Annotated in this window: 15 protein-coding genes; 9 read left to right on the forward strand and 6 right to left on the reverse strand. The window is 71.4% G+C overall.

The genetic code is table 11. From position 1 onward, the window contains the following. Positions 1 to 106: 106 nt before the first annotated feature. Positions 107 to 2,368: an amylo-alpha-1,6-glucosidase gene (locus tag V6U79_RS08650; RefSeq protein ID WP_334614183.1), complete on the reverse strand. Its 2,262-nt coding sequence runs from the start codon at positions 2,366 to 2,368 to the stop codon at positions 107 to 109. 319 nt (positions 2,369 to 2,687) lie between these two features. On the opposite strand from V6U79_RS08650, the gene V6U79_RS08655 reads away from it, so the two are divergent. Then, entirely contained in the window at positions 2,688 to 3,140 is a 453-nt protein-coding gene (locus V6U79_RS08655; RefSeq protein WP_334614184.1) for a DoxX family protein, read from the forward strand. Positions 3,141 to 3,408: 268 nt separating this feature from the next. Here the strand turns inward: V6U79_RS08655 and V6U79_RS08660 are convergent, their stop codons facing one another. Continuing rightward, a complete protein-coding gene (locus V6U79_RS08660; RefSeq protein ID WP_334614185.1) occupies positions 3,409 to 5,754 on the reverse strand; it encodes an AbfB domain-containing protein in 2,346 nt (781 codons plus the stop codon). A gap of 282 nt (positions 5,755 to 6,036) precedes the next feature. On the opposite strand from V6U79_RS08660, the gene V6U79_RS08665 reads away from it, so the two are divergent. From V6U79_RS08665 to V6U79_RS08685, 5 genes are all read left to right on the forward strand, one after another. After that, on the forward strand, positions 6,037 to 7,113 hold the full coding sequence (locus V6U79_RS08665) for an ABC transporter substrate-binding protein (protein WP_334521783.1): 1,077 nt from the start codon (positions 6,037 to 6,039) through the stop codon (positions 7,111 to 7,113). A 72-nt stretch (positions 7,114 to 7,185) separates the two neighbouring features. Next, entirely contained in the window at positions 7,186 to 8,724 is a 1,539-nt protein-coding gene (locus V6U79_RS08670) for a sugar ABC transporter ATP-binding protein (protein ID WP_334521786.1), read from the forward strand. After that, positions 8,714 to 9,685: an ABC transporter permease gene (locus tag V6U79_RS08675; protein WP_334521788.1), complete on the forward strand. Its 972-nt coding sequence runs from the start codon at positions 8,714 to 8,716 to the stop codon at positions 9,683 to 9,685. Before V6U79_RS08670 ends, V6U79_RS08675 begins: the two co-directional genes overlap by 11 nt. After that, positions 9,682 to 10,707, forward strand: a complete 1,026-nt coding sequence (locus tag V6U79_RS08680) for an ABC transporter permease (RefSeq protein WP_334521791.1) — start codon at positions 9,682 to 9,684, stop codon at positions 10,705 to 10,707. The genes V6U79_RS08675 and V6U79_RS08680 overlap by 4 nt, the downstream gene beginning before the upstream one ends. Positions 10,708 to 10,738: 31 nt before the next feature. Further along, positions 10,739 to 11,764, forward strand: coding sequence for a LacI family DNA-binding transcriptional regulator (locus V6U79_RS08685; RefSeq protein ID WP_334614186.1), 1,026 nt, complete (start codon positions 10,739 to 10,741; stop codon positions 11,762 to 11,764). Between the two features lie 90 nt (positions 11,765 to 11,854). On the opposite strand, the gene V6U79_RS08690 is transcribed toward V6U79_RS08685, so the two are convergent. The 3 genes from V6U79_RS08690 to V6U79_RS08700 all read right to left on the reverse strand — a co-directional run bounded on the left by V6U79_RS08690 (position 11,855) and on the right by V6U79_RS08700 (position 14,263). Then, complete coding sequence (locus V6U79_RS08690; RefSeq protein ID WP_334521797.1) at positions 11,855 to 12,145, reverse strand: hypothetical protein; 291 nt, start codon at positions 12,143 to 12,145, stop codon at positions 11,855 to 11,857. Next, on the reverse strand, positions 12,139 to 12,459 hold the full coding sequence (locus tag V6U79_RS08695; protein WP_334521800.1) for a hypothetical protein: 321 nt from the start codon (positions 12,457 to 12,459) through the stop codon (positions 12,139 to 12,141). The genes V6U79_RS08690 and V6U79_RS08695 overlap by 7 nt, the downstream gene beginning before the upstream one ends. Before the next feature lie 157 nt (positions 12,460 to 12,616). Beyond that, entirely contained in the window at positions 12,617 to 14,263 is a 1,647-nt protein-coding gene (locus tag V6U79_RS08700) for a glycoside hydrolase family 27 protein (protein WP_334614187.1), read from the reverse strand. A gap of 475 nt (positions 14,264 to 14,738) precedes the next feature. Here V6U79_RS08700 and V6U79_RS08705 point away from each other — a divergent pair, with 475 nt between their 5' ends. Together V6U79_RS08705 and V6U79_RS08710 are read left to right on the forward strand one after the other, a co-directional pair. Beyond that, positions 14,739 to 15,962 carry a multidrug effflux MFS transporter gene (locus V6U79_RS08705; protein WP_334521806.1) on the forward strand — a complete coding sequence of 408 codons (1,224 nt, stop codon included), beginning with the start codon at positions 14,739 to 14,741 and terminating at the stop codon, positions 15,960 to 15,962. Between the two features lie 24 nt (positions 15,963 to 15,986). Continuing rightward, positions 15,987 to 16,289: a GNAT family N-acetyltransferase gene (locus V6U79_RS08710; RefSeq protein ID WP_334521809.1), complete on the forward strand. Its 303-nt coding sequence runs from the start codon at positions 15,987 to 15,989 to the stop codon at positions 16,287 to 16,289. Between the two features lie 110 nt (positions 16,290 to 16,399). On the opposite strand, the gene V6U79_RS08715 is transcribed toward V6U79_RS08710, so the two are convergent. Then, a complete protein-coding gene (locus V6U79_RS08715; RefSeq protein ID WP_334614190.1) occupies positions 16,400 to 17,602 on the reverse strand; it encodes a beta propeller repeat protein in 1,203 nt (400 codons plus the stop codon). 203 nt (positions 17,603 to 17,805) lie between these two features. On the opposite strand from V6U79_RS08715, the gene V6U79_RS08720 reads away from it, so the two are divergent. Continuing rightward, positions 17,806 to 19,416, forward strand: coding sequence for an FAD-binding oxidoreductase (locus tag V6U79_RS08720; RefSeq protein WP_334521815.1), 1,611 nt, complete (start codon positions 17,806 to 17,808; stop codon positions 19,414 to 19,416). Positions 19,417 to 19,478: the final 62 nt, after the last annotated feature.

Genomic DNA, 19,478 nt, shown 5'->3' on the forward strand with positions numbered 1-19,478 from the left:
CCGGGCTGGTTGAACCGGTGGATCGCCGGCGGCACGGAGGTCCTCGTCGGCCTGCACCACACCTCGCCGCCGTCGACGAGTGGCGGTGACCGACTTCGACACAGGTTCAGTCGGCGGCCGAGATCGTGCATTCGGCGCCGGCCGCTTCGACGTTCCACCGTCGCCCGAGCGCCGCTACGTTGTGCAGGCGGATCCGTCCGAGTACGTCGGGGACGTGAGCGTCGGCGACGAGCCTGCCCTCCCGCGGTTCGAGGCCGAGCATCGTGCGCAGGAGCAGCAGGGGCGCGCCGCTGGCCCACGCCTGGGGGTTGCAGGCGGTCGGGTACGGCACAGGCTCTCGGCCGAATGACCGGTCATAGCCGGAGAACGCCTCGGGCAGCCGGTGTCGGGAGTGGCGGGAAGCCTCCAGCATCGCCATCGCGATCCGGTTGGCCTCCTCGCGGTAGCCGTACCGGGCCAGCCCGGCAGCGATGATCGAGTTGTCGTGCGGCCAGACAGTGCCGACGTGGTAGCCGATGGGGTTGTAACCGACATCGGCTGTGGAAAGAGTTCGTACCCCCCAGCCCGAGAACATCTCGTCGGACATCAGGTGCCGCGCGACGTGCGCGGCGCGGTCGTCGGGGACGATCCCGCTCCAGAGCAGGTGGCCCATGTTGGAGGTCATCGAGTCGATGGGGCGTTTGTCGCCGTCGAGGCCGACGGCGTAGTAGCCGCCCCGCTCCGGCATCCAGTAGTCCTGGTTGAACTGCTCGCGCAGTCGGGCCGCCTCACCGCGCAGGCGCTGGGCCATGTCCGGGTCCCGCCACGGGCCGTCGGCGAGCTCGGCCAGGCGCAGTTTCGCGTCGTAGGTGTAGCCCTGCGTCTCGCAGGTCGCGATGGGAAGCACCGGGATGGTGCTGTCGGCGAACTGCACGCCGTCGGGCGAGTCCCGCCAGCACTGGTTGCCGAGACCCTGGGCGGAGCGGGTGGCATATTCGACGTATCCGTCGCCGTCGCGATCGCCGTACCGGTCGATCCAGCGCAGCGCGGCTTCGGCGTTGCCACGCAACCGGCACACGAGCTCGTCGTCACCGGTCCACCGCCAGTACTCGGACAGCAGGATCAGCCACAGCGCCGTGGTGTCCGCGCCGCCGTAGTAGGGGCTGTAGGGCTTGAGGCCGAGTTGGGTCAGCTCACCCGTGCGGTACTCGTGGAAGATCTTGCCCGGTTCCCGATCGGTGAAGTCGTCGAACGTCGTCGCCTGATGAGTCGCCAGCACGATCAGGGCGCCGCGGGCGACATCGGGACCGCAGGTCATGCACTGGTAGCCGGTGATCACCGTGTCGCGACCGAAGATGGTGAGGAACCACGGCAGGCCCGCGGCGAGGAGCGCCACCGGTTCGCCCGCGATGGTCTTCTCGAGGCGCATGGACACGAGGTCGACTGCGGACTGGTGGTAGACGTCGCGGAGCAGATCCACGTCCGCGTGCAGATGCGGCTTCTCCGCCGCCCAGCGGGTCGACGGGTCCTCCGGCCCGTGATCGAAGGCCTCGTCGAACCCGCGCACCGTGGGCCGGAAACGTTCGTCGCCGCAGCGCAGCGGAACGCTGAACTCACAGCTCCACTGCTGTCCCCGCTCGAGGTGCACATCCCACACGAGGGCGTCGCCGTCGATCACGTCGGCGGGCGGGTCGGCCTCGACGCGTACCGACGCCGCCCAGGTGCCGTTGCGGTAGCCGAACTCGAGCGCGACGCCGTCCGGTTCGTGCTGGCGGGTGATGTCCGGGGTGCGGTCGCGGCCCGACTCCTTGATCTCGAACAGATCCGCGAAATCCGTTCCGACGGCCAGGCGCAGCCGGATCGACACCGGCTCGATGCCGAAGTATCGCAGCTCGACGCGTTCGTAGAGGCCGTCGCCGACGAAGCGCTGCCGTCGCACGCCCACCCGATTGGCGGGCAGGTGGGCCAGTTCGGAGTTGGCCAGGAAGAACGCCGCCGAGTAGGCATCGACGGTTCCCGCCGAAAGTACCAGCAGCGGTGCGTCGTCGATCGACAGCTCCCACTGGTCGAGGAACCGTGTGTCGTCGTGCACCAAGCCACCGATGGAGCCTCTCGGCACGTCCCCACGGGCGTCGGAGAACATGAAGGTGCGCCCCTCCAGCACACCGATCGCGTCCGGCCCGAGCTCCGGCGGCAGGTCTCGGCCGGCGCCGCTGGACACCCCCAGCCGTTCTGGCGCTTCCGGCATCGGATCTGCGGGGGTTGGTCGCCGTGCTGCGGCGGTCACTCGAACCTCCCCTGTATCCCTGACGCGGTTCGCCCGCGTCGGGCGTAGCGGACAGCGGAAGGCCGCCGTCGCCGCTGTCGGGCCCGACGATTCCGAACCCACGGTTACCCGGCCGGGCGCTGGTCAAGCCCGTCACACCCGCTGCCTCCGGTCGCGCCGCAGAGCCGTTCCTGTCCGGTCTTGCCCGGCGCTCGTCGCTGAGCGGTGCCGGGCGCACTCACTGGAGAACGAGGCAAAGTAATTGAGGACTCAATATTTGATGGGTCAAACTCCTCCCTGGTAACTTCGGGTCAGCGGGGCCTGGTGAGATGCCGGCCGCCGCAGGCCCGGGGCAGGTCTGACCCCCGAAGCGCCAGCTGGCTCGCCGGTGGCGGTGAGCTGGGCCCGATACGAAACCGTTCCCGCCGAGAAGGGGTCCTTCATGAACACCGTCCCGCTCCGTGACCTGGCCGTGCTCTTCGCGCGCGTCGCCGTTGGTGTCATCTTCATCGCGCACGGATGGCAGAAGCTCACCGAATGGGGCCTCGACGGCACTGCTGCCGCATTCGGCCAGATGGGTGTCCCGCTGCCGACGGCGAGCGCCTGGTTCGCGGCGCTTGTCGAACTCGTCGGTGGTGTCGCCCTGGTGGCCGGGCTCGCGGTGCCCGTGGCTGGACTGCTCCTCGCGCTCAACATGCTCGGTGCCTTCCTCATCGTCCACCTCGGCAACGGGGTCTTCGTGAGCACCAACGGGTTCGAGCTGGTGCTCACGCTCGGCACCATGGCTCTCCTGCTCGCCGCGGTCGGCGCGGGACGTTTCAGCCTGGACCGGATCATCGCGCCACGGCTGTCCCACGGCGTGGGCCGCCCGGCGTCCGAGCCCGCTGCGGTCTGAGCCTGAACGACCTGCTGGGTGGGTGACAGTCGCGACTGCGCGCCTCACCCACGACAGCGCCCCCTCGGTGTGGGCGGCGGATTCAGTGATTCGAGCGGCAGCCCCGGAGCACGTGCTCCGGGGCTGCCGCTCGAATCAGGTCAGGGGCGGCGGTACGCCCGGCCGGACCGGACCTGCTGCCCGTGCCGACCGCCACAGCCGCCCCTGATCATGGCGGTGGGGGGGCCGGTGGGCCGAGCGGCCCACCGGCACTCGGGGCGTCCCTGGGTCACGGGGCCCACGGGGCGGCGACGGCCCAGGTGCTGTCGGCCGCCCAGAGGTTCGGAGTGTTGTACGCGGCGCCGCCGGCGCCGTTGCTGAGCCACACCTCCGAGTCGTGGTGGCGCAGGTACGAGCCGCGGTAGTTGTACGACTCCAGCGACACTCCGGTGCCGGTCAGCCCGGTCCGGGCGCACCAGGTGGCGTCGGCCCGCATCAGCGCCGAGCCGTCGTCGGGTGAGTTGCGTACCCGGGAGAACGCGTGGCGGAGGTACTGGCCGGGGTAGTTGACCGACTCGAAGGAGTAGCAGGCGGCGTCGGCGAGCCCTCGCCGCACGGTGTAGGTCGCGTCGTTCTTGAGCACGGCGGGACTGCCGGCCGTCACCACCTCCGTGTAGGCGAGGCTGTCCCGGTGCCGCAGGTACCGGTCGGTGTGACCGGGCGTGGTGACCCGCAGCGACAGGCGGGTGTCGACGGGCAGCGTGACCGGCGCGGAATTGTTGAGGGCCTTCGACGCCTCGATCAGGCCCTGGTTGGCCGCCCGGACCCGGGCCTGGTCCATCTTGACGACCTGGCGGTCGTAGGTGAGGAATCCGTTCAGTTCGCCCTCCACGTCGGTGATCTCGGTGTACACGGAGGCGCTGAGTCCCTTGCCGAGCATCAGGTTCCGGCTGCCCTCGACCAGTCCGACGTACCGGTCGGTGAGGGCGCCGGAGGTGGGCTGCCACTCGTACGCCAGGAAGTTGCCGTTGGGGCTGTACTCGTGGCCGGGTGAGCGCAGTCCCAGGCCGCCGAACTCGCCCAGCACCGCGATGCGGCTGCTCGACGGTACGGGGGAGTCCGGGCCGACGTAGACGTGCCAGTCGTTGATGTCACCGTTGCCCGGGTCGCCCAGGGACTGGCAGCAGTTGTGGCCGCTGTGGGTGTTGACCAGCCGGGTCGGGTCCTGGTTCTTGACGTTCTGGCCCACCCGCCGGGTGTCGGCCAGGGCCCGCTCGCCCCAGCCCTCGTTGTAGACCGTGTAGGCGACCACCGCTGGTGAGCTGCGGTGCTCGTCGACGATCTCCCGGGCTTCGGCCTCGAGCTGTGCCTGCTGGGCGTCGGTGGGGTTGATGTCCTGGGCGGTCAGCGACGGCACGTCCTGCCACACGAGCAGGCCGAGGCGGTCTGCGTGGTAGAACCAGCGTTGGGGCTCGACCTTGATGTGCTTGCGGACCATGTTGAATCCCAGATCCTTGTGCTTCTGCAGGTCGAACGCGAGGGCGGCGTCGGTCGGTGCCGTGTAGAGACCGTCCGGCCAGTAACCCTGGTCGAGCGTTCCCACCTGGAAGACGAACTGGCCGTTGAGCTTGGGGCGGAGCACCCCGTTGACCAGGCCGGTGCTGATCTCGCGCATGCCGAAGTAGTGCACGGTCTGGTCGGCCTGCGCCCCGGCGGCGTTGCGGAGTGTGACCCGCAGGTGGTAGAGGAACGGGTCGTCCGGTGACCACCGGCGGGCGTTGGGCACGGGGACGGAGAATTCGGTGAACCCGCCGGTGGCGGAGCCGACGACGGTGCCGCCGTCGAGCGCCTGGGCGAGGACGCTGTGCCCGGTGGTGTCGCCGCGGGTGAAGACCCGGATTCGCAGGCTGTTGGTGGCGAGGTTCGGGTAGAGGTCGACGCTGCTGATCGAGGTGGCGGGGGTGGGCTCCAGCCAGACGGTCTGCCAAATGCCGGAGGTGGGAGTGTAGAAGATCCCGCCGGGGGTCTTGGTCTGCTTGCCGATGGGCGGCAGGCTGCCGGCCTGCCGGCTGTCGCTGGGGTCCCACACCTTGACCAGCAGTTCGTTGCTGCCGCCGGTCAGATACGGGGTGATGTCGAAGGTGAAGGCGTCGTAGCCGCCGGTGTGCCCGCCGACCCGGGCGCCGTTGACCCAGACCGTGGTCTGCCAGTCGACCGCTCCGAAATGGAGCTGCACCCGCCGGCCGCTCCACCCGGCCGGGACGGTGAAGGTTCGCCGGTAGAACAGGTAGTGGCGGTCGTCGCCGGCCGACCGGCCGATGCCGGACAGCGCGGACTCCACCGGGAACGGGACGTTGACCCGCTCCGGGAGGGTGACGCCGATCGGGGGCGCGTCGTCGGTGGTCGACTGGCGTAGCTGCCACTCACCGTTGAGGTTGAGCCAGTCGGCGCGGGTCATCTGTGGCCGTGGGTACTCGGGCAGGGGAGTGCCGGCGAGGGCCTGACTGGTCCACGGCGTGGTCAGCGGTGGTGGCTTGGCGGGAGCGGCCTCGGCGGCCGGCGGCGGGAGCAGGAGACCGGCGGCGAGGGCGGCGGCGGCGAGGGCGGACAGGCGGGTGCGGACGGGCTGTCTCATGGCGGTTCCGTCTCAGGGGGGCGGGGGACGGTGGACGGTGCCCGGGCGGCGCGACGGATGTCGGTTCGATCGAGACTGACGGCGTTCGGGATCTTATTGACATTCGTCGTTGCGTGTATAACGTTATAGGCCTCCCGCGGGCAACACGTCAATGGCCCTTCGTCAATGTCTCCGGTCGCGGTCGTCGCCGAGACCGCGTCCCGTCCCCGGGTGGACCTTCCGCGCCGACGCGCCCTGTCGACGCCGGCTCACCTGCCACCACCGCGCACGAGGAGCACCGGAATGACCATGAGGATCCGCCGTCTGGCGAGCGCGACCGCCGTCCTGGTGGCCGGCGCCGCACTGCTCGCCGGTTGCACGAAGAGCGAAAGCGAGGGGACCCCCGCACCCGAGGGCACTGCCGGCCAGCAGGTCGTCGCCAGCAGCACGCCGGGCGGTGCCGGCTGCACCCTGCAGCAGTACGGGGCCGAGAAACTCGATCTCACGAACGCCGTCGTCGGCTTCTCCCAGTCGGAGAAGGAGGCCAACCCCTTCCGGATCGCCGAGACGCAGTCGATCCGCGACGAGGCTGCGAAGATCGGTGTCAAGAAGCTGCTGGTCACCAACGCCCAGTCTCAGCTGTCCAAGCAGATCAGCGACATCCAGGACATGCTCGCCCAGGGTGCGCAGTTTCTGATCGTCGCCCCGCTCAACAGCGACGGCCTCGAGCCGGCGTTGCAGGCGGCCGCGGCGAAGAAGGTGCCGGTCCTGACCATCGACCGGAAGATCAACGCGAAGCCGTGCCGCGACTACCTGGCGTTCCTCGGCTCGAACTTCGTCGAGCAGGGCAAGCGGGCGGCCGACGCCATGATCAAGGTGACCGGCGGGTCGGGGAAGGTCGCCATCCTCCTCGGCTCCTCCGGCAACAACGTCACCACCGACCGCACCAACGGCTTCGTCGACCAGGTCAGGGCGAAGGCGCCCGGGCTGCAGATCGTCGCGCAGCAGACCGGCGAGTTCGCCCGCGACAAGGGCCAGGCCGTGATGGAGCAGCTCATCTCGAGCAACCCCGACATCACCGCGGTCTACGCCGAGAACGACGAAATGGCCCTCGGCGCCGTCACCGCCCTGCGGTCGGCCGGCAAGAATCCCGGCAAGGACGTCAAGATCGTTTCCATCGACGGCACGCGCAACGCCGTCCAGGCCATCGTGGACGGCACCCTCAACGCCGTGATCGAGTCCAACCCGCGGTTCGGCCCGCTGGCGTTCAAGACCGCCCAGGACTTCTACGCCGGGACCCCCATCGGCGAGAACGTCATCATCAGCGACCGCGAGTACGACTCGGGCAACGCCCGGGAGTCCCTGGCCAGTGCCTACTGACGTCCCGCCCGGTCCGGTCCGATCCGGCCGGACCGGGCGGCCCTCCGTCGTCCCACCCGAGGGGGCAGCACCATGACCGACAGCGCCGAGCCCGTGCTCGAGGTGCGCGACCTTTCCAAACGTTTCCCCGGCGTACGCGCCCTGGAGGCGGTGAACCTCACGGTGGCACCGGGCGAGGTCCACGCCCTGGTCGGTGAGAACGGCGCGGGCAAGTCCACCCTGATCAAGGTGCTCACCGGTGTGCACCGGGCGGACGCCGGTGAGGTCCGGTACCAGGGCCGGCCCGTGACGTTCCGCCGCCCGCTCGACGCCCAGCGCGCGGGCATCTCCACCATCTACCAGGAGGTGAACCTCATACCTCTGCTGAGCGTCGCCCGGAACCTCTTTCTCGGACGGGAGCCCCGCCGCTTCGGACTGGTCGACGTGCGGCGGATGAACCGCGAGGCGGGACAGACGCTCAGTCGGTACGGCGTCGACGTCGACGTGACCCGACCGCTCCGGTCGCTGAGCCTCGGTGCCCAGCAGATGGTCGCGCTCGCCCGTGCCGTCGCGGTCGACGCACGGGTGCTGATCATGGACGAGCCGACCTCGTCCCTGGAACCGCGCGAGGTGGAGACGCTGTTCCGGCTGGTCCGACAGCTCAACGCCGGCGGCGTCGCGGTCGTCTACGTCAGTCACCGCCTCGACGAGCTCTACCAGCTCTGCGACCGGGTGACCGTGCTGCGCGACGGCCGGGTGGTGCACACCGGGCCGATGGCCGACCTGGACCGGCTCCGCCTCGTCTCGACCATGCTCGGCCGTGACCTGGCTCAGGTGCGTCAGGAAGGTCTCACCCGGTTCAGGGCTGCGCCTCCTCCCCGGGACGCCCCACCGGTGCTCACCGTCGACCGCCTCCGCAAGCGGCACGTCCTGCGCGACGTCTCCTTCACGGTGCGCCCGGGCGAGGTCACCGGGCTGGGCGGCCTGCTCGGCTCGGGTCGGTCCGAGACCGCCAAGGCAATCGTCGGGGCGCTCCCGCTCGACGGTGGTGAGATCACCGTCGCCGGGCGTCGGCTGCGCCGTCCCACGCCCCGTCGGGCCATCCGCGCCGGGGTGGCCCTGCTGCCCGAGGACCGCAAGGCGGAGGGCATCGTCCCCGACCTCTCGGTCCGGGAGAACATCGTGCTGGCCGCCATGCCCCGGCTGGCCCGCGCCGGGATCGTGACCCGGGACCGGCAGGACCGGCTGGTCGAGACGTTCATGAAGCGCCTGCGGATCCGCGCCTCCAGCCCGGAACAACGGGCGGGTGACCTCTCCGGGGGCAACCAGCAGAAGCTGCTGCTGGCCCGCTGGCTGTGCCTGAACCCGAAGCTGCTCCTGCTCGACGAGCCGACCCGCGGCATCGACGTCGGCGCCAAGGCGGAGGTGCAGGAGCTGATCGGCGAGCTGGCCCGCGACGGCCTGGGCGTGGTCCTGATCTCCTCCGACCTGGAGGAGCTCGTCGAGGGGGCCGAACGGGTCGTCGTGCTCCGGGCCGGCGCGGTGGTCGGGGAGTTGGTGGGCGACGACGTGTCGGAGCACGCCATCATGTCCGCCCTCGCCACGGGGGAGGGCCCCGACGATGACCGCTGAGCCCGCGACCATCACCCCGGCCGGTCCCGGCCGTGCGACCCTCATCCGTCACCTCCAGCACTACGGGGTGTACGCGGCGGTGCTCGCGCTCGTGGTCTTCAACGCCCTGTTCACCGACCACTTCCTCGACCTGGCGAACCTGCGTACCCAACTGGTCCAGGTCGCGCCGGTCGTGATCGTCGCTCTCGGCATGGCCCTGGTGATCGGCACCGAGGGAGTGGACCTGTCGGTGGGGTCGGTGATGGCCCTCGCCGCCGCCGTTCTCCCGCTCTACCTGGGGTTCGGGGCATGGCCGGCGGCCGCCATGGCGCTACTGGCCGGCGTGGCGGCGGGCGCGCTCAACGGCACGTTGGTCGCCGTCGTCGGTCTGCAACCGATCGTCGCCACCCTGGCCCTCCTGGTCGCCGGGCGGGGGATCGCTCTGGTGCTCGCCGACGGGCAGCTCAAACAGCTCCGCAACCCGCAGGTGCTCGGGTGGGGCACCGACGACGTGCTCGGCGTGCCGGTGGTCGTCGCCGTCGCCGTGGTGCTCGCCGGCCTCGTGGGCTTCGCCGTCCACCGCACCACCTACGGCCGGCAGCTCGTCGCCATCGGTGGCAACCGCCCCGCCGCCCAGCTGGCCGGACTGCCGGTCCGCCGGGTCCTGATCGTCACGTACGTCCTCAGCGGGTTGTTCGCCGCGCTGGCCGGTGTGCTGGCCACGGCCCGGCTCACCGCCAGCGACCCCTCGGCCATCGGGAACCTGATCGAACTCTCCGCGATCACCGCGGTCGTGGTCGGGGGCACCCCGCTCACCGGCGGCCGGGTCCGGGTGCTCGGCACCGTGGCGGGGGCACTGCTCATCCAGTTGCTCCGCGCCACCCTGATCAAGCACGACGTGCCCGACTCCACGGCGCAGATGGCACAGGCCGTCATCATCCTGGTCGCCGTGTACCTGGCCCGGGAACGGAGGTCGCGATGAGCGCCGACACCACCGCCCACGTCGCGGCGGCGGGCGACACGCCGCAGCTGCCCGTGTCGCGCGTCGCCGGGATGGAACGCTTCGCCGTCGCGGCCCAGCGGCACGGTGCGCTGGCTGTCCTGCTGCTCGGCAGCGCCGTCGCGGCCATGGCCTTTCCGGCGTTCGCCACCGCCGACAACCTCGCCGGCATCGCGATCCAGTCGTCCACGTTGATGATCGTCGCCGTCGGGATGACCTTCGTCATCATCACCGGCGGCATCGACCTGTCGGTCGGCTCCGTGTTCGCCCTGGGCGGTGTGCTCGCCGCCTGGGCCAGCCAGTGGGGTGTGCTGCCGGCCGTACTCCTGCCCCTGGTCGTCTGCGGCGGGATCGGCCTGCTGAACGGTCTGGTCATCGCGTACGCCGGGCTGGCCCCGTTCATCGTCACCCTGGCCAGCCTGCTCGGCGCCCGCGGTCTGCTGCTGGCGGTGACGGACGAGGGTGCGGCGACCTACCTCGTGCCCGGAGAGTCGGCCCTGCTCGACCTCGGGCGGGGAACCCTGTTCGGGCTCGGCTGGCCGGTCTACCTGGCCGTGCTGCTCGGCGCGGGTGCCGCGCTGCTGTTGCAACGGAGCCGCTACGGGCAGGCGGTCTTCGCCATCGGCGGCAACGAGGAGGCCGCGGCGCTGATGGGTCTGCCGGTCGCGCGGGTGAAGGTCACCACCTACCTGATCAGCGGTCTCCTAGCGGGCGCCGCGGGAGTGCTGAACGCGGCCCGCCTGGGCTCCGGGGTCACCATCCTGGGCGTCGGCATGGAGTTGGACGCCATCGCCGCGGTCGTCATCGGCGGCACCCTGCTGACCGGAGGCGCCGGCAGCGTCGGCGGCACGTTCTGTGGCGTGCTCCTGCTGGGGGTCATCCAGAACGTCATCAACCAGATCGGGAACCTCACCTCGTCCGTGCAGTCCGTGGTCAGCGGGGCGTTCCTGGCGGTCGTGGTGGTCACGCAGACCTACCTCAGCCGGGCCCGGCGGCTACGGTGACAGGGGTCGATGGCTTCCGGGAGGGTGCGATGTGGGCGTCAGTCTGAAGGACATCGCCCACCGCGCCGGCGTGTCCCTGGCCACCGTGTCCAACGTGGTGAACGGCTACCGCCCGGTCGGCGAGCAGACCCGGCGGCGCGTGCAGCAGGCCATCGACGAACTCGGCTACACCCCGAACCTCAGCGCCCGCCACCTGCGTCGGGGCCGAACCGGTCTCATCGCGCTCGCCATCCCGGAGTTGAACAACCCGTACTTCGCCGAACTCGCCGACGCCGCCATCCGGGAGGCCGCCGGTCTCGGGTACACGCTGGTGATGGAGAGCACCGCGGCGGACCGCGAGACCGAGCTCATGCTGCTGGGATCGCGTCGTCACATCATCGACGGGTTGATACTCAGCCCGGTCCGGGTCACCCGCGAGGACGTCCTGGCCCGCACCGACACGACCCCGCTGGTGCTGATCGGCGAGGGTGTCTACGACGTACCGCACGATCACATCGCCATCGACAACGTCGCCGCCGCCCGGACTGCGGTGCGCCACCTGCTCGATCTGGGACGCCGTCGCATCGCGTTCATCGGTTCCGGCAACGGCCAGGACCGGCAGTCGGCGCACCTGCGGCTGCGCGGCTATCGCGAGGCGCTCGCCGGAGCGGGGCTCGCGGTGCAGCCGCGGCTCGTCGCCCCGACCGACCAGTTCGGCCGCCGCGACGGTCTGTCCGCCATGTCGCAGCTGCTGGCCCTCGACGAGCCGCCGGACGCGGTGTTCGGCTACAACGACCTCGTCGCGATCGGTGCGATGCGGGCAGTCAGGGAGGCCGGACGCCGTATCCCGGACGACATCGCCGTCGTCGGCATCGACGACATCGAGGAGGGGCGGTTCAGCCACCCCGGCCTGACCAGCGTCTCCCCGGACAAGGAGCACATCGGGCGGCTCGCCGTGCGGCGGCTGGTCGCCCTGATCGAGGGTCAGCCCCTGGCGCCCCCGGCCGACCTCGATCTGCCCTTCCACCTCGTCGTCCGGGGCAGCACGATCGGCGGTCGGCCGTCCGTCGCGGGGTGATCGGCCGGTTCCCGCGCTCGCCGACGAGCGGTGGTCAGCCCCCGGGCTCATCCCGGGCGCTCCGCACACCCGGGACGAGCGGGCACGTGATCAGCAGAACCAGCCGTCCTGGACCCAGCCGCGGCGGTTGATGTGCCCGTAGGCGAATCCGTAGACGTAGCCGCCGCTGCGGGGGCCTTCGACGAGGAAGGTCTGGCCGCGGTAGAGGGTGCCCATCCAGGCGCCGTTGGGATCGGTGCGGACGAACAGGTCGTTGGCGCACACCGTCTCCCGCTGGCCGATCGTGCCGTTGGCGGCGTGCGCCGCGGCCGGCACGGTGGCCGCGGCGATGGCTCCCACCAGCAGGACCGCGCTCGCGCGGATGATGGATCGGTTCACCATGAGTCGTACCCGCCGATGCACTCGATACGGACGTAGCCCCAGTCGTTGGGGCCGAAGTCGAACGTCGCGGCCCAGCCGTTGTAGACCGGGTGAGCCCCGGGCGTGTGACCGATCTTGTTGCCGTAGGGCAGCGTGCGTTTGAAGCCGTGCGGGCCGCTCGCCGAGTCGTAGTTGGCGTAGAAGCTGGCGCTCTGACAGACGATCACGGCGTGGCGGGGCACCACGGGATCGGCGTGCGCCGGCGCGGCGCCGAGGCTCGCGGCCGACGCGCCGACGGCCACGGCGGCGATACTTGTGAGGATCCGGCGGGGCATGCCCACCTCCCGTCCCGATGCAGGATTCTTGCGGTCAAGCTACCAACCGCGTTGACAACTGTCGATCCCGACGAAGCTGCCGTAGGGGTCCGCCGCGCGCCGAGGGTGGACGTCCCGCTCGCCGTGACCACGGCGAACGGGACGCCCCCGGCGTGGGTCAGCCGCGCGACCACCGTTGGTTGGCCGCGCCGTGGCAGGTCCAGAGCAGCACCCGGGTGGTGTTGGCCGTCGCCGCCCCGGCGACGTCGAGGCAGAGCCCGGACTGCTCGCCGACCACCGTGCCGTCGGCCCGCCAGGTCCACCGCTGGTTGGGCTGCCCGTTGCACGGCCAGATGATGACCGCCGTGCCGGCCGTGACCCCCTGGTCGTACGCGTCGAGGCACTTGTCGCCGTAGACCCGCAGCTCCCCGGCGGGAGTGCTGGTCCACAGCTGGTTGGCCGACCGCTGGCAGTCGTAGATGATCGTGGCGGTGCCGTTGGTCCGCGCGGCCCCGTTGACGTCGAGGCAGCGTGCCGAGCCGGCGCCCACGATGGTCGAGGTGGTCAGGGTGGCCGGGGTCCCACCCCGGACCCGGAAGACCGCCACGCCGTGCGCGGGCACGTCGGCGGCGAGCGTCCCGGTGCTCGACGACGTCGCGCCGGTCCACAGGTCCCGGACGGTGAACGGGCCGGCGCCGAGCAGGCCGACCTCGGTGGTCCGGGTGGTGATCCGGGTGCTCGCACCGCCCCGGTTGAGCAGGGCCACGGCGACCGACCCGTCGGCCAGCGCCTTGGCGATCACCTCCGTCGCGCCGTCGTCGCGTACCCGCCGGCCGCCGTTGCCGGCCGGGTCCTGGTTGACGGCGATCAGGTCGGTGTTGCGCAGGACGGCGCTGACGTCGGCCGACATCGACCGGATGTCGTTGCCGGCCATCAGTGGCGCGGCCATGATCGCCCAGAGCGCGAAGTGGGCCCGGTACTCGGTGGCGGTGAGGCCACCGACGCCGACCTCGAGCATGTCCGGGTCGTTCCAGTGGCCGGGGCCGGCCTGGCTGGCCAGCGGCAGCGTCTCGTCGACGATGTTGACGACCCCCATGGGGTACGAGTTGACGTTGCCGGTGTCCCAGTACGGCTTGATGTCCTCCGTCGTGCGCCACAGGTCGGCGACCGCACCCCAGTTGTAGGTGGTGCCGGTCACCGCGTGGTAGCTGTTGGGATTGATGCTGTAGACGATGTCGCGCCCGGTGGCCCGCAGCGCGTCCCGCATCAGGGTGAAGGCGGCCACCTGCTCGTCGCGGCTGCCGTCGGGAGAGCACCAGTCGTACTTCAGGTAGTCGACGCCCCACGCGGCGAACGTGGCGGCGTCCTGGCGCTCGTGGCCGAGGCTGCCCGTGGAACCGGGATAGCTGCCCCCGCGCTGGGCGCAGGTACGGGCGGTGGGCACCTGGTAGATGCCGAACTTGAGGCCCTTGCCGTGCAGGTAGTCACCGAGCGCCTTCATCCCGCTGGGGAAGCGGTCGGGGTTCGCCCGGAGGTTGCCCTGGGCGTCGCGCTGCGGGTCGAACCAGCAGTCGTCGATCACGACGTACGAGTAGCCGGCGTCGCGCATGCCGGACGAGACGATGGCGTCGGCCATGCCGCGGATGAGGCCCTCGTCGATGTCGCAGCCGAAGGTGTTCCAGGAGTTCCAGCCCATCGGCGGGGTCTGGGCGGGGCTGCCGGGCGCCGCCGGGGCGGGCGCGGCGGGCAGGGCGACGGCGAGCGCCGCGGTGGTCAGGACGGCCAGCGCGGACGCCAGCAGGCGCCGGCGGTGGGGTCGATGCATTGCCATCTCCTAGGGGAGAGGGGCAGCACCTCGGACGCCGACCGGGGAGTTCTGCCACACGGATGAACACGTTCTACCAGAACTGCACATCGACGGTCAACAATAAGCGTCCGCCGGGCGGATGGCCCGGCCGCCGTGACGCCGATGCCGCCCGGCGGTTTTGCGGGGGCTACGCAGGGACGACCCGGCATAGTCGTCACTGACGGCCGGCGCCCGTCGCCGGCCGATGCCGAACCCGCAGCCACTCCTGCTCGACCGACGGTGCTCGGGGGAGCGCGGGGGGTGCCGCTCGACTGTTACCTCCGTTACCTCCCCGTCGACCGGGGAATCAAATGATCGGATCTGGATTTGGAGTCAAGGTGACTTCTGCCCCCTTCTCGGCCCGGCTGCGCGACGACCTGTCGGAGCCGACCCGATGACCGCCGCCGTCGACACCCCTGAGGGCCGGTCGGTCCCGCCGATGCCCGGAGACCTGATGAGTCGCCGGCAGCGCCTGCAGCTCGTCCTCGTGCTCGGGTCGCTGATCGCGGTGGGTCCGCTGACCATCGACATGTACCTGCCCGCGCTTCCCGCGATCGCCGCCGACTTCCAGACCACGTCGGCGGCGGTCCAACTCACCCTCACCGGCACGCTGGCCGGCCTCGCCGTCGGCCAGTTGCTGATCGGCCCGCTGTCCGACGCCGTCGGCCGGCGCGCGCCGCTGATCGCCGGAATCGCGCTGCACGTCGTGGCGTCGTTGCTCTGCGTCGTCGCACCGAACATCACGGTTCTCGGCGCGTTGCGGGTGGTGCAGGGCCTCGGTGTCGCCGCGGCCGCGGTGGTCGCCATGGCCATCGTCCGCGACCTGTTCAGCGGCGCGGCGTTCGCCAAGCTGCTCTCCCGGCTGCTGCTGGTCATGGGGGCGGCCCCGATCCTCGCTCCGACCCTCGGTGCCGGGCTGCTGCGCTGGACGGACTGGCGTGGCGTGTTCGTGGCCCTGGCCGCCCTGGGTGTGCTGCTCGTCGCGCTCGCCGCGCTCGGCCTCCGCGAGACGTTGCCGGCCGATCGGCGCCAGCGCGGCGGGGTGGTCGCGACGGTGGCCGTGTACGGCTCGCTGCTGCGGGACCGTACGTTCGTGGGCCTGGTCCTGGTCGCCGGGCTGGCCATGGCGGCGTTGTTCGCCTACGTGGCCGGGTCGTCGTTCGTCCTGCAGCAGCAGTACGGGCTGGACGAGCAGCAGTTCGGGCTGGCCTTCGGCGCGGGCGCGGTCGGGCTGATCGCGGCGACCCAGTTCAACGTGCGGCTGCTGCGTCGCTACTCTCCGCAGCGAATCCTCCTCGTCTCCCTGGGCGTGGGGACCGGGGCCGGTCTGGCGCTGCTCGCCTTCGCCGCGACCGGTCTGGGCGGGTTGCCGAGCCTGCTGGTGTCGTTGTGGGTGGTGCTCGCGGCGGCCGGCCTCGCGATGCCGAACGCGCCGGCCCTGGCCCTGTCCCGGCACGGGGAGGCGGCCGGCACCGCCTCCGCTCTGCTCGGCGCCGTGCAGTTCGGTGTCGGCGCGCTGGCCGCGCCCCTGGTGGGCGTGCTGGGCACCGGCGCGGTGGCCATGGCCCTCGTGGTCGCGGGCGGCATGGTGGCGTCGATGGTCGTTCTGCTCGTCGTCGTGCGACCGGCCCAGCTCGCGGGCCTCGAGCCGGAAGCGGTGGTCGTGGCGGCCCACTGATGGCGGCTGTGCTTCCATAATCGGGTGGAATTGACTGTTACTGACACGCCGGAGCGGGAGCGGTTCGAGGCGCGGGACGAGTCGGGTGCGCTGGCCGGGCTCGTCACCTACCAGTTGACCGGCAGCATCATCGCCTACACGCACACCGAGGTTGATTCGGAGTTCGAAGGCAGGGGTGTCGGATCGACCCTCGCTCGTGCGGTGATGGACGACGCTCGAGGCAAGGGCCGCACGGTGGTGCCGATCTGTCCGTTCATCGGCGAGTGGCTGGGCAAGCACCCCGAATACGACGACATCGTGGTCCGATCGACCCGAAAGGTCAGATAGCCGGCGCCGGTGCGTGCCGCGAACCCGGGGGCCGGCGAGCCCGTCCCCATGATGCTGCGCAGCGAGGCGGTCCGGGGCCGAAACGATCCCCGGACCGCCTCGACGTGACGTCAGAGCGTGAGCTGGCTCCAGGTGTGACCGCCATCGGTGGTGCGGTACACCGCGGCACCCGACCACGCGGGCCCACCCCAGACCACCACGCCGTGCGTGGCGTCCTGGAAGTCCAGGTCGAGCATCGGGAGCTGCACGTCGGGGATCACCAGCGGCGTCTCCCAGGTCGCGCCCTTGTCGAAGCTGGCGTGCAGCCAGCTCGCGCCCGCGCCGACCCCGGCCACGACCGCGGTACCGTCCGAGGCCGTCGCGAACCCGGTGGTGATTCCCGTGTTGGGCGCCTGCCCCAGCACGACGGGCGCCGCGCCGCCTGCCGACTCGACCAACTGCTTCTCCATGAAGCCGCGCTCCGCGTTGAAGCTGCACATGCCCTCGACGTCTGCGGGGGAAGTGCTGCTCAGCCGCACCGCGTCGTGCATCGAGCAGACCGGCTGGACCTCGCTCCAGCCACTGCCGTCGGCTGTCGACCACATCCGGAGCGACGTGTGGATCACGCCGAGAGCGACGTGGGCGGCCGAACCGTGGGTGGTGATGTCCCATCCGCCGCCGCCAGGTACCGCGACGCCGGCCACCGGCCGCCAGCTGTCCTCGCCGACGGGCGAGGAGTAGAGCTGCGTGGTCCTGGTGCTGCCGACCCCGTAGGTGACGATCGCGTAGGCGTACCGGTCGGTCGACGCCAGCTTGGAGATGCTGACCGAGCCGACGGCACCGGGCAGCCGCACGCGCCCCCACGTGCCGGCACCGTTGTGGGTGGCCATCAGGACCTGGCCGTCGGTGGCCCACCCGTGGAGCTTGCCGGCGAAGTGGATCTTCGTCTGGTCAGGCGTGGACGACACCCGTGGGGCGGTGTTCTGCTGCCAGGTCCGCGCGTCGTCCGAGGTGCTGACCAGGGTCGGGCACGAGCCGGCCCGGCATGGCGCGAAGCCCAGCACCCAGCCGTCGGAGGGACTGGTCCACGAGGTGGACGTGGGAGCGAAGCCGACCGGTACGCCGGTGGTGGCCGCTGCGGCCGCCGGCGCGCTGCCGGTCGTGCTCGCCGAGGCGACGGAGGGCGCCACCAGCGCGGCGAGGGCCGTTGCCACGCCGACGGACGCCGACAACCGGGAGTACCACGACCTGCTGTTCGTCGCTGTGCCAGCGACGGTGGAGCGTTTCACGCCTTCTCCAACCTTGTAGATCGACTCGGTGAGGGACACGGTCATGCGTGAAGGGAACTGGTCACCTCGGACCTGAGCAATGGCTGGCGACCGGCACGTCGATGCCATGGCGCATCCTGGCCAGCACCCAGCCGTCGCATCATCCGAGGCGCCAGCAACGTCCGACCACGACGGCATCGACGGGGTGCCGGCCGTCGAGTACGTTACCGGCGAGTCGATCTGGCGATGGTGGACGGCGGGGAGGCCGCATGCCCGGAAAACAGCGTTCGTGGTGGGGCTGGGGGCACGTCGAGGACGCGGTGACCGGCGCGGAGGCCTCGGCGTTGGTCGATCGGGTGCGTACCCTGCTGCCCGGCGCCGACCTGACCGAGCACCTCGCGCCGCCGGTGGCCGAACTCGGCCTGCGCCCGCCGCGGGTCGATCCGCCGGCGTCACTGTCCCGGCTGTGCTCGACGGACCCGGCCGACCGGGCGGCGCACACCCACGGCAAGGCGTTCCGGGACGTCGTCCGCAACCTGCACGGGGAGGTCCACGACCCACCGGACCTGGTGGTCCGGCCGACGACCGAGCAGGACGTCGTCGACGTGCTGGACTGGTGCGCGGGCCGGGACGTCGCGGTGATCCCCTACGGCGGCGGCTCGTCGGTGGTCGGCGGCGTGGAGCCGCGGCTGGACGACGCGTATCCCGGGGCGGTCAGTCTCGACCTCGGGCGCCTCGACCGGGTGCTGGAGGTGGACCCGACCAGCCGGGCGGCCCGCATCCAGGCCGGCGTGTTCGGCCCGGCGCTGGAGGACCAGCTCCGGCGGCACGACCTCACGTTGCGGCACTTCCCGCAGTCGTTCGAGTTCTCCACCCTGGGCGGGTGGTTGGCCACGCGCGCCGGCGGTCACTACGCCACTGTCCTGACCCATGTCGACGACCTGGTGGAGTCGCTGCGGGTGGTCACGCCGGCGGGCACCAGCCAGTCCCGCCGGCTGCCCGGCTCCGGCGCCGGGCCGTCCCCCGATCGGCTCTTCCTCGGCTCGGAGGGCGCGCTCGGCGTCATCACCGAGGCATGGCTGCGGCTGCAGGACCGGCCGCGCTGGCGGGCGGGCGCCTCGGTGCACTTCACCGAATACGACGAGGCGGTCGAAGCCACCCGGGCCATCGCCCAGTCCGGGCTGCACCCGAGCAACTGCCGGCTGCTCGACCCCGCCGAGGCGCTCCTCAACGCCGGTGCCGCCACCACCGGCGGCGTGCTCGTGCTGGGATTCGAGTCCGCCGACCATCCGGTCACCCCGTGGCTGGACCGCGCCGTCGAGCTGTGCCGAGATCACGGGGGCATCCTGGCGGCGCCGCCCCGCGCCGACGACTCGTCCGGCCCCAGGCAGCGGAGCGCCGCCGACGCCTGGCGGGCGGCGTTCCTGCGGATGCCGTACCAGCGCGACGCGCTCGCCGCCCGGTCGATGATCGTGGAGACGTTCGAGACCGCCTGCACCTGGGACCGATTCCCCGCCTTACGCGCCGCCGTGCTCGACGCGGCCGGCGACGCCCTCCGCGCGGTCGGCGCGACCGGCGTGGTCACCTGCCGCTTCACCCACGTCTACCCGGACGGCCCCGCCCCCTACTTCGGCGTGTACGCCACCGGCCGCTGGGGCGCCACCGTCGACCAGTGGGACCAGATCAAGCAGGCCGTCTCCGACGCGCTGCTCGCGGCCGGCGGCACCATCACCCACCACCACGCCGTCGGCCGGGACCACCGACCGTGGTACGACCGGCAGCGTCCGGACCCGGTCGCGCTCGCCCTGCGCGCCGCCAAGAGCGCGCTCGACCCGTCCTGGATCCTCAACCCCGGCGTCCTCGTGGATCGCACCGGGTGACCGGGCCGCCGGGCTCCCACCGGCAGGGCGGCCCAGCGGGGGCCACACCCCGTGGACGGTGA

Origin of the sequence: Micromonospora psammae (assembly GCF_036902725.1) — a bacterium.
Classification (GTDB): domain Bacteria; phylum Actinomycetota; class Actinomycetes; order Mycobacteriales; family Micromonosporaceae; genus Micromonospora.

Coding starts and splice junctions, on each gene's coding strand:
- V6U79_RS08660 (WP_334614185.1), bottom strand. CDS start 5,754: ATGAGACAGCCCGTCCGCACCCGCCTGTCCGCCCTCGCCGCCGCCGCC.
- V6U79_RS08665 (WP_334521783.1), top strand. CDS start 6,037: ATGACCATGAGGATCCGCCGTCTGGCGAGCGCGACCGCCGTCCTGGTG.
- V6U79_RS08715 (WP_334614190.1), bottom strand. CDS start 17,602: ATGACCGTGTCCCTCACCGAGTCGATCTACAAGGTTGGAGAAGGCGTG.
- V6U79_RS08670 (WP_334521786.1), top strand. CDS start 7,186: ATGACCGACAGCGCCGAGCCCGTGCTCGAGGTGCGCGACCTTTCCAAA.
- V6U79_RS08695 (WP_334521800.1), bottom strand. CDS start 12,459: ATGCCCCGCCGGATCCTCACAAGTATCGCCGCCGTGGCCGTCGGCGCG.
- V6U79_RS08720 (WP_334521815.1), top strand. CDS start 17,806: ATGCCCGGAAAACAGCGTTCGTGGTGGGGCTGGGGGCACGTCGAGGAC.
- V6U79_RS08675 (WP_334521788.1), top strand. CDS start 8,714: ATGACCGCTGAGCCCGCGACCATCACCCCGGCCGGTCCCGGCCGTGCG.
- V6U79_RS08700 (WP_334614187.1), bottom strand. CDS start 14,263: ATGCATCGACCCCACCGCCGGCGCCTGCTGGCGTCCGCGCTGGCCGTC.
- V6U79_RS08655 (WP_334614184.1), top strand. CDS start 2,688: ATGAACACCGTCCCGCTCCGTGACCTGGCCGTGCTCTTCGCGCGCGTC.
- V6U79_RS08690 (WP_334521797.1), bottom strand. CDS start 12,145: ATGGTGAACCGATCCATCATCCGCGCGAGCGCGGTCCTGCTGGTGGGA.
- V6U79_RS08705 (WP_334521806.1), top strand. CDS start 14,739: ATGAGTCGCCGGCAGCGCCTGCAGCTCGTCCTCGTGCTCGGGTCGCTG.
- V6U79_RS08680 (WP_334521791.1), top strand. CDS start 9,682: ATGAGCGCCGACACCACCGCCCACGTCGCGGCGGCGGGCGACACGCCG.